The sequence below is a fragment of the Actinoplanes sp. NPDC051405 genome (assembly GCF_055586185.1).
Genome location: NZ_JBVJIR010000025.1, coordinates 85,884 through 100,384, shown reverse-complemented (window position 1 = coordinate 100,384; position 14,501 = coordinate 85,884). Strand labels below are relative to the sequence as shown.

General features: G+C 71.9%; 12 protein-coding genes. 7 read left to right on the top strand and 5 right to left on the bottom strand.

Annotated features, from left to right (window positions below; all coding sequences use genetic code 11):
* Nucleotides 1–38: 38 nt before the first annotated feature.
* Genes ACZ6S4_RS39830 through ACZ6S4_RS39815 form a run of 4 tightly spaced genes read right to left on the bottom strand, consistent with a single transcriptional unit; the run spans nucleotide 39 to nucleotide 3,727 of the window.
* Nucleotides 39–1,418, bottom strand: a complete 1,380-nt coding sequence (locus tag ACZ6S4_RS39830; RefSeq protein ID WP_465479866.1) for a HAMP domain-containing sensor histidine kinase — start codon at nucleotides 1,416–1,418, stop codon at nucleotides 39–41.
* Nucleotides 1,411–2,100 (bottom strand): response regulator transcription factor, encoded by a 690-nt coding sequence (locus ACZ6S4_RS39825; RefSeq protein WP_360828501.1) that lies wholly within the window; start codon nucleotides 2,098–2,100, stop codon nucleotides 1,411–1,413. Before ACZ6S4_RS39825 ends, ACZ6S4_RS39830 begins: the two co-directional genes overlap by 8 nt.
* 29 nt (nucleotides 2,101–2,129) lie before the next feature.
* Nucleotides 2,130–3,371: an RNA polymerase sigma factor gene (locus ACZ6S4_RS39820; protein WP_465479865.1), complete on the bottom strand. Its 1,242-nt coding sequence runs from the start codon at nucleotides 3,369–3,371 to the stop codon at nucleotides 2,130–2,132.
* Nucleotides 3,368–3,727, bottom strand: a complete 360-nt coding sequence (locus ACZ6S4_RS39815) for a YciI family protein (protein ID WP_465479864.1) — start codon at nucleotides 3,725–3,727, stop codon at nucleotides 3,368–3,370. The genes ACZ6S4_RS39820 and ACZ6S4_RS39815 overlap by 4 nt, the downstream gene beginning before the upstream one ends.
* A gap of 128 nt (nucleotides 3,728–3,855) precedes the next feature.
* Between ACZ6S4_RS39815 and ACZ6S4_RS39810 the strand changes: the two genes are divergently transcribed.
* The 4 genes from ACZ6S4_RS39810 (at nucleotide 3,856) to ACZ6S4_RS39795 (ending at nucleotide 9,156) form a co-directional block, all read left to right on the top strand.
* Nucleotides 3,856–4,155, top strand: coding sequence for a hypothetical protein (locus ACZ6S4_RS39810; protein ID WP_465479863.1), 300 nt, complete (start codon nucleotides 3,856–3,858; stop codon nucleotides 4,153–4,155).
* Nucleotides 4,156–4,446: 291 nt separating this feature from the next.
* Nucleotides 4,447–7,830 (top strand): galactose-binding domain-containing protein, encoded by a 3,384-nt coding sequence (locus tag ACZ6S4_RS39805; protein WP_465479862.1) that lies wholly within the window; start codon nucleotides 4,447–4,449, stop codon nucleotides 7,828–7,830.
* Nucleotides 7,831–7,882: 52 nt separating this feature from the next.
* Complete coding sequence (locus tag ACZ6S4_RS39800) at nucleotides 7,883–8,767, top strand: ion transporter (RefSeq protein ID WP_465479861.1); 885 nt, start codon at nucleotides 7,883–7,885, stop codon at nucleotides 8,765–8,767.
* A gap of 14 nt (nucleotides 8,768–8,781) precedes the next feature.
* Nucleotides 8,782–9,156 (top strand): VOC family protein, encoded by a 375-nt coding sequence (locus tag ACZ6S4_RS39795; RefSeq protein WP_465479860.1) that lies wholly within the window; start codon nucleotides 8,782–8,784, stop codon nucleotides 9,154–9,156.
* Between the two features lie 6 nt (nucleotides 9,157–9,162).
* Here the strand turns inward: ACZ6S4_RS39795 and ACZ6S4_RS39790 are convergent, their stop codons facing one another.
* On the bottom strand, nucleotides 9,163–9,639 hold the full coding sequence (locus ACZ6S4_RS39790) for a hypothetical protein (protein WP_465479859.1): 477 nt from the start codon (nucleotides 9,637–9,639) through the stop codon (nucleotides 9,163–9,165).
* Nucleotides 9,640–9,675: 36 nt separating this feature from the next.
* Here ACZ6S4_RS39790 and ACZ6S4_RS39785 point away from each other — a divergent pair, with 36 nt between their 5' ends.
* Genes ACZ6S4_RS39785 through ACZ6S4_RS39775 form a run of 3 tightly spaced genes read left to right on the top strand, consistent with a single transcriptional unit; the run spans nucleotide 9,676 to nucleotide 14,497 of the window.
* Complete coding sequence (locus ACZ6S4_RS39785; protein ID WP_465479858.1) at nucleotides 9,676–10,476, top strand: endonuclease/exonuclease/phosphatase family protein; 801 nt, start codon at nucleotides 9,676–9,678, stop codon at nucleotides 10,474–10,476.
* A 35-nt stretch (nucleotides 10,477–10,511) separates the two neighbouring features.
* Nucleotides 10,512–11,834 carry an SWIM zinc finger family protein gene (locus ACZ6S4_RS39780; protein ID WP_465479857.1) on the top strand — a complete coding sequence of 441 codons (1,323 nt, stop codon included), beginning with the start codon at nucleotides 10,512–10,514 and terminating at the stop codon, nucleotides 11,832–11,834.
* A complete protein-coding gene (locus ACZ6S4_RS39775) occupies nucleotides 11,831–14,497 on the top strand; it encodes a hypothetical protein (RefSeq protein WP_465479856.1) in 2,667 nt (888 codons plus the stop codon). Before ACZ6S4_RS39780 ends, ACZ6S4_RS39775 begins: the two co-directional genes overlap by 4 nt.
* Nucleotides 14,498–14,501 lie beyond the last annotated feature (4 nt).

The window sequence follows — 14,501 nt, the reverse complement described above, 5'->3', positions numbered from 1 at the left end:
GCCAAGACTGCGCCGGGCGTGCACGGGCCGGATCAGCGTCATGTTCGGGTTGGGTAAGAGCCGGTCGCGGCGGGCCGGGCGGCAGAGGGCAGGCTGATGGTGAACATCGCGCCACCCTCCGGGGCGTGCCCGGCCGCGATGGTGCCGCCGAGCCGCCCGACCAGGCGGGCGGCCAGAGCCAACCCCAGACCGCTACCGGTACGCCGGATGCCCCGGTAACGCCGCTGCAGGGCGCCACGCTGGAACGCCACCGCCAGGTCCTCGTCGGAGAAGCCCGGACCCCCGTCCCGGATCTCCAGCACACCGCCGTGCGGACCGGGCCGTATCGCCAGGATCAGCGAGGCACCCGGCGGCACGACCCGCAGCGCGTTCTCGCACAGCCCGTCGATGACCTGGCGGATGCGGCCGGGATCGGTGGCCACCACGACCGGCTCGGCGGGCAGCTCGGTGCGCACCCGCGGGCCGTCCGGGCCGCAGCGCTGCGCCCACGCCTCGGCGGCCGAGCCGGCCAGGTCGACCAGGTCCACCGGCACGATGTCCACGGGCAGGTCCGCGGCCTCCAGACGGGCGAGCACCAGCAGGTCCGAGATCAGCCGGTCGAGCCGGTCGGCCTCGGCGACCATGGTCTGCCCGGCCCGCGCCGCGTCGTCGGCGGCCACCACGCCATCGGCCAGGGCCTCGGCGTAGCCGCGGATCGTGGACAGCGGGGTACGCAGCTCGTGCGACACCGACAGCAGGAACTCGCGTTCCCGGCCCTCGCTGATCTGCAACGCCGCACCGAGCTGGTTCAGCGCCGACGCCAGCTCGGCCACCTCGGCCGGCGGTCGCACCGCGAGGCGTACCGAGCGGTCACCGGACGAGAGCCGGCCCGCCGCCACGGCCGCCTGCCGCAGCGGCCGGGCGATGAAACGGGCCAGCAGCGCTCCGGCGAGGACACCGCCGAGCAGGCCGGCCAGCAGCGCGAGCCACACTCCGCCGAGGACGCGGGCCGCCGTACCGGAAGCGGTGTCGCGGGTGAGCACGACCCCGCTGGTGTTGCCCCGCAGCGGCCGGCCGACGATCAGCACCGCGCGGCCGCCGACCGTGCCGCGGGTGTTGACCGTCGCGCCTGCGGCGACCTGGGTGACCACCCGGTCCGGCAGCCCGGCCCGGTCGACGGTGCCCCGCCGGATCAGGTAGACGTCGACGCCGTCGGCCCGCAGCCGGGACACGATCCGCTCCCGGGCCACCTGACGTTCGGTGGTGAGCAGCTCGACCGCGAGCGCGGACTTCTCCACCAGCTCGTCGCGGGCGGCGTTGTTGGCCGACCGCACCGCGATGGGCAGCGCCACGAGGGCGGTGATGATGACGGCGACGACGGCGGTGGCCGCGGTGACCAGGACGGTCCGGCCGGACAGGGTGCCGAGGATGCTACGCATCGGCGGTGTAGCCGACTCCGCGGACCGTGCGGATCAGGGTCGCGGCGGCGCCCAGCTTGGCGCGCACCTGGGCCACGTGCACATCGACCGTACGGGTGCCCGCCGGCGACGCGTACCCCCAGACGCTGGCCAGCAGCTCCTCCCGGGTGAAGACCCGTCCCGGGCGTCCGAGCAGGTGCGCGAGCAGGTCGAACTCGGTCGGGGTGAGCGTCAGCGGCACACCGTCCACGGTGACCAGATGCCGGCCGGAGTCCAGCTGCAGCGGCCCGAGCGTACGCACGTGGCCGCCGTCGGGTGGCCCGGCGGCGCGGCGCAGCAGGGCCCGCACCCGGGCGACCAGCTCCCGCGGGCTGAACGGCTTGGTGAGGTAGTCGTCGCCGCCGAGCTCGAGGCCGAGGATCCGGTCGACCTCGTCGTCGCGGGCGGTGAGGAAAACGACGGGTGTCCAGTCACCGGCCTCACGCAGCCGGCGGCAGATCTCCGTGCCCTCCATCCCGGGCAGCGCGATGTCCAGCACGCACGCCACCGGCCGCAACCGCCGGGCCGCGGCCAGCCCGGCCGCGCCGTCGTGCTCGACGTGCACCCCGAAGCCGTCCCGGCTCAGGTAGAGCCGGACCAGGTCCGCGATCGGCCGTTCGTCCTCGACCAGCAGGATCAGGCCCTTGGCGGGAGGTTCACTCACCGCACCATCATGCCCGGCTCAGGCCCGGCTCAATGTTCGGATGAGGTACGGGTCGACAGCGCCGCCGCCCGCAGCGTCAGATACCGCTGCTCGGGCAGACTGGCCGTCATGGCCGCCGCCCGCAGGTAACCGGTGTGCGCCGCGGCGTGGTCACCGGCCAGCTCCAGCAGGTGCGCGCGGACCGACTCCAGCCGGTGGTTGCCCGCCATCCGCTCGTCACCGTCGAGCTCGGCCAGCACGGCCAGCCCGGCCAGCGGCCCGCGCGCCCGGGCCACGGCCACCGCCCGGTTCAGCGTGACCACCGGGCCCGGCGAGACGCGTTCCAGCACCTCGTAGAGGGCGAGGATCTGCGGCCAGTCGGTCTCCGCGGCGGTGCGGGCCTCGTCGTGCAGCGCGGCGATCGCGGCCTGCAACTGGTACGGCCCCAGCGGCCCCCGGCCCAGCGTCCCGGAGACCAGCGCGACCCCCTCGGCGATGAACGCGGCATTCCACAGTCCGCGATCCTGCTCGTCGAGAGGCACCAGCGCGCCGTGCTCGTCGGTCCGCGCCGGACGCCGGGCGTCGGTGAGCAGCATGAGCGCGAGCAGCCCGGCCGTCTCACCGTCACCGGGCAGCAGCCGGTGCAGCATCCGGGTCAGCCGGATGGCCTCGGCGGTCAGGTCGGCCCGTTGCAGGTCCGGTCCGGCGCTCGTGGTGTAGCCCTCGTTGAAGACCAGGTAGAGCACCTGCCGTACGACCTGCAGCCGGTCGGCCCGCTCAGCGTCGGGCGGCGCCTCGAAGCCCAGCCCGCTGGTGCGGATCCGCTGCTTGGCCCGGCTGATCCGCTGGGCCATCGTGGCCTCGGGCACCAGGAACGCCCGGGCGATCTCGGCGGTGCTCAGGCCACCGACCGCGCGCAGCGTCAGGGCGAGCTGCGACGGCGGCGACAACGACGGATGGCAGCAGAGGAAGAGCAGATTGAGGGTGTCGTCCTCATCGACGGCGACGGCCGGGTCGGCGGGCTCGAGCAGTGCGACGTGCTCCTCGCGGGCGCGGCGGGCGCTCTCGCTGCGCCACTCGTCGACCAGCCGGCGGCCGGCCACGGTGATCAGCCAGGACCGAGGGCTGTCGGGCACCCCCTCGACCGGCCACTTGAGGGCGGCGGAGAGCAGGGCCTCCTGGACCGCGTCCTCGGCGGCGTCGAACTGCCCGTACCGGCGTACGAGGACCCCGAGGGCCTGCGGCGCGAGCTCGCGCAGCAGGCCCTCGACGCCGGGCTGGTCCGTGGTCACTGCTCGGGCGGCCCGTCGGGAACCTCGCGCAGCTCGACCCGCTCGGCCCAGACGACGATCTGGCTCGCGCGCTCGATCGCCCGCTGCTCGTCCTTCACCTCGAGCACCCAGTAGCCGGCCAGCGACTCCTTGGCCTCGGCGAACGGCCCGTCGGTCACCACGACCTGGCCGTCGACCAGCGAGACGGTCTTGGCCGAGGTGGGGTCGGCCAGCCCGCGGGCCTCGACGAACTCACCGGCCTGCGCCAGCTCGGCATTGAACGACATCATGAACTGGATCATCTCGGAGACCCACTCCTGGCTCCGGCTCTGCATCATGGTGGCGCCGTCACCGAACATCATCAGCATGTACTTCATGGCTCAGTCTCCCAGCCCTCGGGTGCCCCCGGCGGGGCACTTCCACCGATGAGTCGGAGACCCCGCCGCGTTCTCGACACCGCCCACCAGAATTTCTCGGCTCGCCCGGGAGCACTATCCTCCCGGGCATGCCGACCGTCGATGTGTTCCTGCTCGTGGCCCAGGCTGTGCTGGGAGTGCTCGTGCTCGCGTCGGCCGTCTGGCTGCTGGTGCAGCACAACCGCCGGCCGGGCCGGGTCCGGCTGTTCCGACGGCCGGTCCAGCGACCGCGGCTGCTGGCCGCGGCGTACGCGGTCCTCGCTCTCTGGGCCGGCATCCAGGTGGTGCAGGACCTCCTCACCGACAACAGCCTCGCGTTCAAGCTGATCTCGCTGGCCACGCTGGGCGCGTTCGTGGTCCTGCTCGCCTGCGCCCGCCGCCCCGCCTGACGGGATGCCGCGCGGAGTCGGGTCAGCCGAGAAGCCGGTCGAGCACCGTAGCTACGGAGAGCGCTTTCCGTAGGAGTCGCTGCGCCGTACCGAAAGACCGGGTTTGTCGGTTCTAGGGCACGGAATGCTTGACACATCGGAAAACTGGGCGCAACACTGCGGCGGTATGGAGAGCGCTCTCCATTGATCACTCCCCCGTGACTCCGTCCCCGAACGTCAGGAGTTCCCGTGCATCCGGCATCCCCCCAGGCGCTGTCCCCGCACGCGCCCCGACCTCGACGCTGGCGCCGGTTGATCCCCGTCACCGTGCTCGCCGTCGTCGCCGCCTACGTGGGCGTCGTGCAGTTCACCGCGCACGCCGCCGATTCCCTGCTCTCGCAGGGCAGACCCGCGACCGCGTCGTCGCAGGAGGGCGCGGACGTCGCCGCGGCCCTCGCCGTGGACGGCAACGCCGGTACGCGCTGGTCGAGCCAGTTCAGCGATCCCCAGTGGCTGCGGGTGGACCTCGGCACCACCGCCACGATCAGCCAGGTCGTGCTGCAGTGGGAGGGGGCGTACGCGAAGGCGTACAAGATCCAGACCAGTGCCGACGGCACCACCTGGACCGACATCCACAGCACCACCACCGGCGCCGGCGGCACCGAGACACTCACCGTCAGCGGCACCGGCCGCTACGTCCGCATGTACGGCACCACCCGCGCCAGCGGCTACGGCTACTCCCTCTACGAGTTCAAGGTCTACGGCTCCACCGGCGCACCCACGGCCTGTGGCACCACCAATGCCGCCCAGGGCAAGCCGGCCACCGCCTCCTCGCAGGAGGGTGCGGACGTCGCCGCGGGCAAGGCCGTCGACGGGGATGCGGGCTCCCGCTGGTCGAGCGAGTTCGCCGATCCCCAGTGGCTGCGCGTGGACCTGGGCACCTCCCAGGCGATCTGCCAGGTGGTCCTGCAGTGGGAGGGGGCGTACGCGAAGGCGTACAAGATCCAGACCAGTGCCGACGGCACCACCTGGACCGACATCCACAGCACCACCACCGGCGCCGGCGGCACCGAGACACTCACCGTCAGCGGCACCGGCCGCTACATCCGGATGTACGGCACCACCCGCGCCAGCGGCTACGGCTACTCCCTCTACGAGTTCAAGGTCTTCACCGGTGGCAGCACGACGCCGCCCACCGACCCGACCACGCCGCCGCCCGTGCCCGGTGACTTCACCACCGTCTGGACCGACGACTTCAGTGGCGCCGCCAACACTTCGCCGAACGCGGCGAACTGGTTGCTGCGCACCGGCACCCAGTATCCCGGCGGCGCCGCGAACTGGGGCACCGGCGAGGTCGAGACCGCGTCGAACTCCACCGCCAACGTCTACCTCGACGGCGCCGGCAAGCTGAACATCAAGGCCATCCGCGACGGCGCCGGCAAGTGGACCTCGGGGCGTATCGAGACCCAGCGCACCGATTTCGAGCCGCTGGCCGGGCAGTTGACGAAGTTCACCGCCGTCCTGAAGCAGCCCGACGTGGCCAACGGCGCCGGCTACTGGCCCGGCTTCCGCGCGACCGGTGCGGCCTACCGGGGCAACTACACCAACTGGCCCGGTGTCGGCGAGACCGACATCATGACGGACGTCAACGGGCGCAGCCAGCTCTCCCAGACCCTGCACTGCGGCACCGCACCCGACGGGCCGTGCGCGGAATACAACGGCCGGCAGAGCGGGCTCGCCGGCTGCACCGGCTGCCAGACCGGCTTCCACGAGTACACCCAGGTCATCGACCGCACCAAGACCGACGAGGAGATCCGCTTCTACCTCGACGGCCGGCAGACCTGGGTGGTCCGCGAGTCGCAGGTCGGCGTGACCGCGTGGCGCGCGGCCGTGCACCACGGCTTCTTCCTGCGCTTCGATCTGGCCATCGGCGGCTCGCTGCCGAACGCGATCGCGGGCTTCACCACGCCCACCCCGGAGACCACCTCGGGCGGCGTGCTCAGCGTCGACTCCGTGACCGTGGCCCGGGCCACCGGCACCACCCCGGCGGCGATGACCGACCCGGCCACCCCGGCCGGCCCGTCCACCGTCCGGGTCACCGGTACGCAGGGCAACTGGCAGCTGACCGTCAACGGCTCGCCGTACGAGGTCAAGGGCATCACCTACGGCCCGCCGCAGGCCGCCGCCGACGGCTACATGCGGGATCTGAAGAACATGGGCGTCAACACGATCCGCATCTGGGGACCGGACGACAACACCCCGGCGCTGCTCGACCGGGCCGCCCAGCAGAACATCAAGGTGGTCGTCGGCCTCTGGCTCAACCACGGCGCCGACTACGTCAACGACACCGCGTACAAGACCGCGGTGAAGGCCGAGATCGTCGCCCGGGTCAACGCGCTCAAGGGCCGGCAGGGCGTGCTGATGTGGGACGTCGGCAACGAGGTCATCCTGGAGATGCAGAACTACGGGCTGGCCGCCGACGTGGTCGAGGCGCGCCGGATCGCGTACGCCAAGTTCGTCAACGAGGTCGCCGAGGCTATCCACGCGGCCGACCCGAACCACCCGGTCACGTCGACCGACGCGTACACCCATGCCTGGACGTACTACAAGCCGCACACCCCGGCCCTGGACCTGCTCGCCGTCAACTCCTACGGCGCGATCGACACGGTCAAGCGGGACTGGATCGCCGGCGGCTACACCAAGCCGTACATCCTGACCGAGGGCGGCCCGGCCGGCGAGTGGGAGGTCCCCAACGACGTCAACGGGGTCCCGGACGAGCCGACCGATCTGCAGAAGCGGGCCGGATACACGTACAGCTGGAACGCGATCAAGGGCCACCCGGGTGTGGCGCTGGGCGCCACCGAGTTCCACTACGGACTCGAGAACGACTTCGGCGGGGTCTGGCTGAACACGTTCACCGGTGGCTGGCGGCGGCTCGGCTACCACGCGCTGCGGCAGGCGTACACCGGGCAGGCGTCGGCGAACACCCCGCCGGAGATCACCAGCATGACGGTGAGCCCGCAGACGGCGGTGCCGGCCGGCGGCACGTTCACCGTGAACGTCGCCGCGACCGATCCGCAGGGCGATCTCATCCGGTACAACCTGATGGCGAGCGACAAGCACATCACCGGCAACCGCGGCCTGCGGAATCTGACCTTCACCGAGAACGGCAGTCAGTTCACGGTACGCGCGCCGGAACAGCTCGGCGTCTGGAAGGTCTACGTGTACGCGTTCGACGGCCACGGCAACGTGGGCATCGAGCAGCGCTCGTTCAAGGTGGTCCCGCCGACCGTCCCGGGCACGAACCTGGCCCGGGGCAAGACGGTGACCGCGTCGACGTACCAGCCGACCGGCACGAACGGGCCGCAGCTGCCGGCGTACGCGGTCGACGGTGACTACGGCACCCGCTGGGCCAGCGAATGGGTCGACACCGCGTGGGTGCAGGTCGACCTGGGCTCGGTGCAGTCGTTCAACCGGGTGCTGCTGGCCTGGGAGGCGGCGTACGCCAAGGGCTACACGGTGCAGGTGTCGGACAACGGCAGCACCTGGCAGACGATCCACACGACGACCAGCGGCAACGGCGGCTTCGACGACCTGGCGATCAGCGGCACGGGTCGCTACGTCCGGGTCTCCGGCACCACCCGCGCCACCGACTACGGCTATTCGCTCTGGGAGTTCGGCGTCTACCGCGGCTGACCACTGTGGCGCCCTCGCTCCGGCGGGGGCGCCACTTTTATAGAGTCGGCAGATGTCGCAGGTGACCCGCTGGTGCGCCCGGATCACCGGTTCGCGCCTGTTCGAAGTGCTGATCATCGTCATCATCGGCGCCAACGCGATCGTGCTCGGCCTGGAGACGTACCCGGATCTGGGCCATGCCCGGCCGCTGCTGCACGCGCTGGAATGGACCTTCCGCCTGCTCTTCCTGGCCGAGATCGCGGTCCGGATCCTGGCTTACGGCCGGCGGCCGCAGGACTTCTTCCGCAACGGCTGGAACGTCTTCGACTTCGTCGTGACGCTGGCCGTCTTCATCCCCGTCCTGCACGGTGACACGACCGTGCTGCGGATCATCCGGATCGCCCGGGTACTGCGGCTGGTGCGCTTCTCCCCCGGCCTGCGGACCATCGTCTCGGCGCTGCTGCGCAGCCTGCCGGGCGTGGGCGGTTTCCTCGCCCTGGCGCTGGTCACCCTCTACGTGTACGGCATGGCGGGCTGGCTGATCTTCAAAGACCACTACCCCGAGGAGTACGGCACCATCGGCCGCGCCGTGCTGACCCTCTTCGTGCTGCTCTCCCAGGAGAACCTGCCGCAGCTGATCGAGCAGGGCCTGGCCGTCTCCGCCTGGACCCTCGTCTACTACGTCAGCTACATCCTGATCACGGTGAACCTGCTGGTCAACATCCTCATCGCGGTCATCGTGAACTCGATGGAGGAGGTCCGCCGGCTGGAGATGACCGAGGGCCTGGCGCCCGACTTCGACGCCGACGGTGACGGCGAGCCGGACGAACTGGACCGGCTCGCGATCAGCCAGCGCCTGGACGATCTCCGCGCGGTGATCGCCGAACTGGAACGGGACCTCCGGGTCGGCGAGCGAACCCCTGATTCTGTCGGTGGCCGGGTCTATCGTCGGCAATGAGCTGAGGAGGAGTTATGGACAAAGTCGTCCACTTCGAGGTCCCGTTCGACGATTCGGACCGGGCGCACACCTTCTATCGCGAAGCCTTCGGCTGGCAGTTGGCGAGCATGCCGGGCATGGGCTACACGATGGTCACCACCACCGCGACCGACGAGTCCGGCCGGCCGGGTGAGCCCGGCGGCATCAACGGCGGCATGCTCGCCAAGCAGGGCCCGATCACCAGCCCGGTGATCACCATCGGCGTCGAGGACCTGGACGACGCGCTGGCCCGGGTCGAGAAGCTGGGCGGCAAGGTGGCGATCGGCCGGCAGCCGGTCGGGGACATGGGCTTCTCGGCCTACGTCCACGACACCGAGGGCAACCTGATCGGCCTCTGGCAGAACGCCTGAGACCGCTCAGCCCGCGAGGCCGGCCGTCCAGGCCAGGACCCGGTCCACGTCGGAGCGGGTCCAGCCGACCGCCGAGTCGATCGGCACCAGCAGCGTGGGTGCCGACCGGCCGGCGGCCCAGCGGCGGCCCGCCTCGGTGTGGTTGTCGTCGATCCAGGCGGCCGGGCGGTCACCCACCACCTCCGCCACCGCCGGCACCTTGGCCTCCGGCGGGAACGGCAACGGCGGGAAGGTGACCACCGGCAGCGCGGCGACGCCCAGCTTCGCGCCGAAGAGGGTGTTGGCGTCCTCGCCCCAGGCACTGGCCCAGTGCAGGTCACCGGCGGCGGCCAGCTCGGTGATCCACGCGGCGTGGTCCGGGCAGTAACGCTCCGGACCCTCACCGGGATAGAACTCGTGCTCGAGGTATCCGTCGGGGCAGGAGGACGCGGCGAAGGGGTTCAGCACCCCGTCGAGATCCAGCAGCAGAACGGGTCGGCTCACCGTGCCATCCAACCCCGGCGGGCTTACCGTCTCTGCATGCGGGTCATGACCTGGAACGTATGGTGGCGTTTCGGCGGCAACTGGCGCGACCGGGCCGCCGGCATCAGAACCACCCTGGAGACGTACCAGCCGGACGTGGTGGGCCTGGTGGAGACCTGGGCCGCCGACGGCACGACGCAGGCCGAGGTGCTCGCCGGGCACCTCGGCATGCACGCGGCGTTCGCACCCACCTCGCTGCCACCGGCGCCGGATCCGGTCGAGGAGCCCGGCCAGCTCGGCGCGGTGGTCGGACTGGGTCTGCTGAGCCGCTGGCCGATCCTGCGCACCGAGGTCCGCGAGCTGCCGCACCCCCAGCGCCCCGGCCCGCCGCCGACGGCGCTGATCGGCACTCTCGACCATCCCCGGGGCAACCTGTACGTCATCGTCACGTGCCGCGAATGGGAGCCGCACTACGCCGAGGACCGGGCCGTGCAGACGGTGGCGCTCGCCGAGCTGGTGACGGACCCGGCGTTCGACGGACCCCTGCCGGTGTTGCTGATCGGCGACCTGAACGCGCCACCGGACGAGCCGGAGCTGGCTCCCCTGCGCGCCGTCACCGTGGACACGTGGGAGGCCGGTGGCGGCGATCCGGGGGCGACCACTCTGGACTCGCTGCTGCCGTATGCGCCGCTGGAGGCGACCACGCTGATCGACCGCCGGATCGACCACGTGCTGGTGCGCCCGGGACGCCCGGAGAGCGCCGTGACGGTCCGGGGCGCTTTCATCGCCGGTGACCGCCCGATCGACGGGCTCTACCCGTCCGACCACTACGCCATCGGCGCCGATCTGGACCCGTGAGCCGAAGTGTCGTACCCCTTCTCTACCTTCTCCGCATGGTCTCCGCGACGTACTCCTACCTCGGCTCCTCGGCTCTGGTCCCGGCCGGCGGGCTCACGTTGCAGACCTGCGGTGGACCGGCGGCACACCCGAGGTTCTTCACCGGCTTCCTGACCGAGCCGGGTGCCACGGCGACCGGGCTGCTGGCCGTCGCGGAGGTCGCCCGCAGCCGCTATTTCCGGCCGTTCGACCCGGCCGGCCTGGACCCGGTCGTCACCGCCGGGGCGGACAGGTTGCGCTTCGAGTCGTTCTCCGGCTGCTGCGGCGTCTACGCCCGCCTGGACGTGCTGCCGCCCGGCATCGACGGCGAGATCACCGCGCACGGCACCACCAACATCGACGTCAATCCGCCGCTGCAACGCGCGCTGACCCGGGTGGGCCGCGTCGACCCGCTGCACCTCGCGGTCGGTCCCGACGACTTGGCGGTGTCCACGTTCGACGGCCCCCTGGTCGAGCGCAAGGTGCCGCTGCCGTCCCGCTGGCTGCGCGGCTTCGCCGAGGCGCAGGTGCTGACGTCGCGCTTCGACCCGCGCGCCGAGATCGGCGTGACCGAGGCCCGAGTCCTGCTCCAGCGCCTGACGGCGGGCGACCGCTCCGTGCTGTGGGCGCTCCCGGCAGGGCGCTCGCTGCGCCTCACGTCCCGGCCGGTGCCGGGCGCGATCTGCCTGCCGGGCGCGGGCCGGCTGGTCGCCCTCAAACCCTTCCTGCGGTGGGCAACCGGACTGCGCGTCTACGGTCCGGCGGTCGCGACCAGCAGTGGCCCGGTGGCCAGCACGTGGGAGCTGAGCATGCCGGCGCTGCGGCTGTCACTGACGTTGTCACCGGAGCCGCACCGGGGTTTCTCCGGCGAGGGCGCGGTCCTGGAGTCACTGGCGGGCGACGAGGCGGTCGACGATGCCGAGCTGGTCAGCGCGCTGCTGTCCTGGGATCCGGCGATCGACGTCGACGCGCTGGCGGCAGCGGCGGGCATCGGGGCCCGGCGGGTCCGCGACGCGCTGACGCAGCTCGGCACGGCGGGCCGCGTCGGCTATGACGTGGCCGAGGCGGGCTACTTCCACCGCACCCTGCCGTACGCGGCGGAGGTGGTGGAGCGGATGAATCCGCGGCTGGCCGGGGCACGGGCGCTGGTCGCCGCGGGAGCGGTGGAGGTGACCCGGGAGGTCGCGGTCGTGCGCAGCGGTGACGACACCTACCACGTGCGCCACGCCGACGACGTGTATTCGTGCACCTGCCCTTGGTGGGCGAAACACCGGGGAGAACGGGGGCCGTGCAAGCATGCGCTGGCCGTACGCATCGTCCGCGCGGGAGCGCCGGCATGAGCCTGGCCTGGGAGACGCTCGACCGTCTCACGGGTGAGGGCGACATCGACCAGCTCGCCGGGCTGTTGCTCAACGCGGAGGAAACGCAGCGGCGGGCGTTCGCCAAGGAGTTCGAGGCCCGGATCAAGGCGATGACGGCCGACGACTGGCACCGTCCCCGCCACGATCCGGCCCGGGGGTACGCCCTGATCGCGATCGCGTGCTTCTCGTCCGCCGCCAAGACGGCGGCGCTGCTGATCCGGCCGGTCGTGCGGGAAGGCTGGGGCCGGCTCCCCGCCGACCGGTTCATCTCGATCGCCCGGGCCCGGCAGCTGCCGTGGCTGGGCGAGCTCGGCACCCGGCTGGCGGCCCGGGTGCGCCCTGACGACTCATGGACGGGTCAGTGGCAGTTCCCGGCTGCTCTGTTGCGTGCGGCGGACGCGGAACCCCCGACGAGCGAGGGAATGGTTCGCGGCTGGCTCGCCGAGCTGCTGCGGTTCCGGAATGAGGGCGGGCCGGCCCGGCTGGTCGACCGCCTCCGCGAAAGCCCTTACCTCGACCTGTTCCTGCCCGCGCTGTTCACCATCGACGGCCTGGGCAACGCCTTGAATGAAGGGCACTTCTCCGAGGCGGACGGCAGCTGGCAGAGCACCCCGCTGTTCCCGTCTGCGGTCGCCCAGCTTGTTGCCGAGGGCCGGCTCGACCGTCGGCAGATTCTCGACGCCACTGTGGATCGGCTGGTCTGCGGCGACCGGCCGGCTGCCCTGCGCCCGTTCACCCTGCTGCTCGAAGCACTGGCCCCGACGAACGACGAGGTGGCCGGCCACGCCCTGGACTACGCCCGGCTGCTGCCCGACGCACCGTCACCGATCGCCACCATGGCCCAGCGCGCCCTGCGTCGGCTCGATGAGGAGGGCCACCTGGAGCTGGGGACATTGCTCGAAGCGAGCCGGTCGGTGCTGGTGCGGAAGGAGAGGTCTCTGGTCAAGGCTCAGCTGGTGTGGCTGGAGAGGGTCGCTCGGCGCGAGCGTGACCGCATCGCTGAGGTGGTGGAGGTGGTGGCCGTCGCCCTCGACCACCCGGCGCTTGATGTTCAGGAGCGGGCGCAGAGGCTGATCGGCCGGCATGCCCCGCTCACGACAGCGGCTCTTGCTGAAGCGCTGGCTGGGCTTCCGGGCGCCGGCGCCATCCTTTCCGGCGCTCCTGAACCAGGGGACTCTGCTGCGGAGCTGGATGGCGTCCTTCCGCTGCCGGCACCGGTGCCGTCGGCCGTCATGCCGCCGCCGATCGCGAGCGCGGCGGAGCTGGGTGAGGAGGTGGTCGCCCTCATCCGCGAGGAGTCCGGCGTCCGGTGGGAGCGCGTGCTGGCGGGCATCGTGACCCTGCACGCCGCCGGACGGACGTCCGACCTCGCCGAGGTTTTCGAGCCGGTGTTCGACCGCCACCCGGATGCCTTCGGTGATCAGCGGTGGAACCACCGGCCGCGCCTCATCTTCCTCGGCGAGGCGCTCTGGAGCGTCATCGACCCGAAGCGACACGGTCGCGCCTGGGAGCGCATGGTCGCGGCGGTGCGCGCCGCTCGCGAGGAAGGCTCTTCCCACGGCAATCCCCTGATCGGCAACCCGAACGGCGTGCCGGCGCTGCGCATCGCGGAGCTTGCAGTGCAGGTGACACGCGCGCCGGTAGCGGAGTTGTTCGCCACCCCGACGCACGTCAACGGCAGCCTCGACGCCGAGGCTCTGCTGGGCCGGCTCGTCCGGGCCGAGTCACAGGGCCGGCAGCCGTGGCCCACGGACTTCGAACAAGCTCTGCTACGAGTTCCCCGCGAGATCGACGCCTCGGTCCGGCAACGGGCACAAGCTCTGACCTCGCCGGCGGGACACCAGTTCGCCGAGTGGCTGGCCGGTGGCGGCATGCCCGACCCGGCGAGCACCCGCTTCGAGCAACGGTCCGTCGCTTCGGAGCCCGGTGTCCTGCTCCAGGAGATCGCCGGCCGCCGCGTCATGGCGAACCTCCAGCCGGCCCGCACCGCCGGACTGCTCGAGAATCACCTGACCTGGCTGGAACGCCGCCCCAAGCCGAACTACTTCGGCGCGGAACTGACCGGCGACGTCACCACCCTGGCCATGGTGCTCCCCCACCACCGGGAGATCACCGCGGCCTGGGCGCTGCCGGCCCTGGCCCGCCTGGCCGACCAGGACGAGCGCGGCGGCGCGACGCTGCTCCCGGCGCTGGCAGAGTGCACCGGCCCGCTCGGCCCGGCCATGTCGCTCGCCCTGACGTACGTGTTCGGCGCGCGCCATGAGCAGGACCGGGTGGCGGGCGTGGACGCGTTCCTCGCGCTGGCGGTGACCGGCGCACCGATCGCCTCGGCGATGGGGACGGACGTGGGCGACCTCTGCGCGGACGGCACGGTGAAGCTCAACCGGGTGGTGCTGGCCCTGGCCGACGCTCACCGCGCCGGCGCCTCGGCCGCGGTGTGGGACGTCCTGGCGGCAGCCATCCCACCGTTGCTGGTCCACGGTCCGCGCGGCCTGCCCGATCTGCTGGAGCTGGCCACGCAGGTGGCCTCGACGATCGGCGTGAAGCTGGAGATCGCGGAGCTGGCGGAAGCAGCGGCGAAGCCGGGAAGTTCTCGCCTGACCAGGGAGGCGAGGCGCCTGCAGGCAACGCTCACGTCATGAACGG

What these genes read in the sequence shown, in the direction of transcription:
- ACZ6S4_RS39800 (WP_465479861.1), top strand. Translation starts at nt 7,883, where the DNA reads ATGTCGCAGGTGACCCGCTGGTGCGCCCGGATCACCGGTTCGCGCCTG.
- ACZ6S4_RS39775 (WP_465479856.1), top strand. Translation starts at nt 11,831, where the DNA reads ATGAGCCTGGCCTGGGAGACGCTCGACCGTCTCACGGGTGAGGGCGAC.
- ACZ6S4_RS39815 (WP_465479864.1), bottom strand. Translation starts at nt 3,727, where the DNA reads ATGAAGTACATGCTGATGATGTTCGGTGACGGCGCCACCATGATGCAG.
- ACZ6S4_RS39795 (WP_465479860.1), top strand. Translation starts at nt 8,782, where the DNA reads ATGGACAAAGTCGTCCACTTCGAGGTCCCGTTCGACGATTCGGACCGG.
- ACZ6S4_RS39785 (WP_465479858.1), top strand. Translation starts at nt 9,676, where the DNA reads ATGCGGGTCATGACCTGGAACGTATGGTGGCGTTTCGGCGGCAACTGG.
- ACZ6S4_RS39810 (WP_465479863.1), top strand. Translation starts at nt 3,856, where the DNA reads ATGCCGACCGTCGATGTGTTCCTGCTCGTGGCCCAGGCTGTGCTGGGA.
- ACZ6S4_RS39780 (WP_465479857.1), top strand. Translation starts at nt 10,512, where the DNA reads ATGGTCTCCGCGACGTACTCCTACCTCGGCTCCTCGGCTCTGGTCCCG.
- ACZ6S4_RS39830 (WP_465479866.1), bottom strand. Translation starts at nt 1,418, where the DNA reads ATGCGTAGCATCCTCGGCACCCTGTCCGGCCGGACCGTCCTGGTCACC.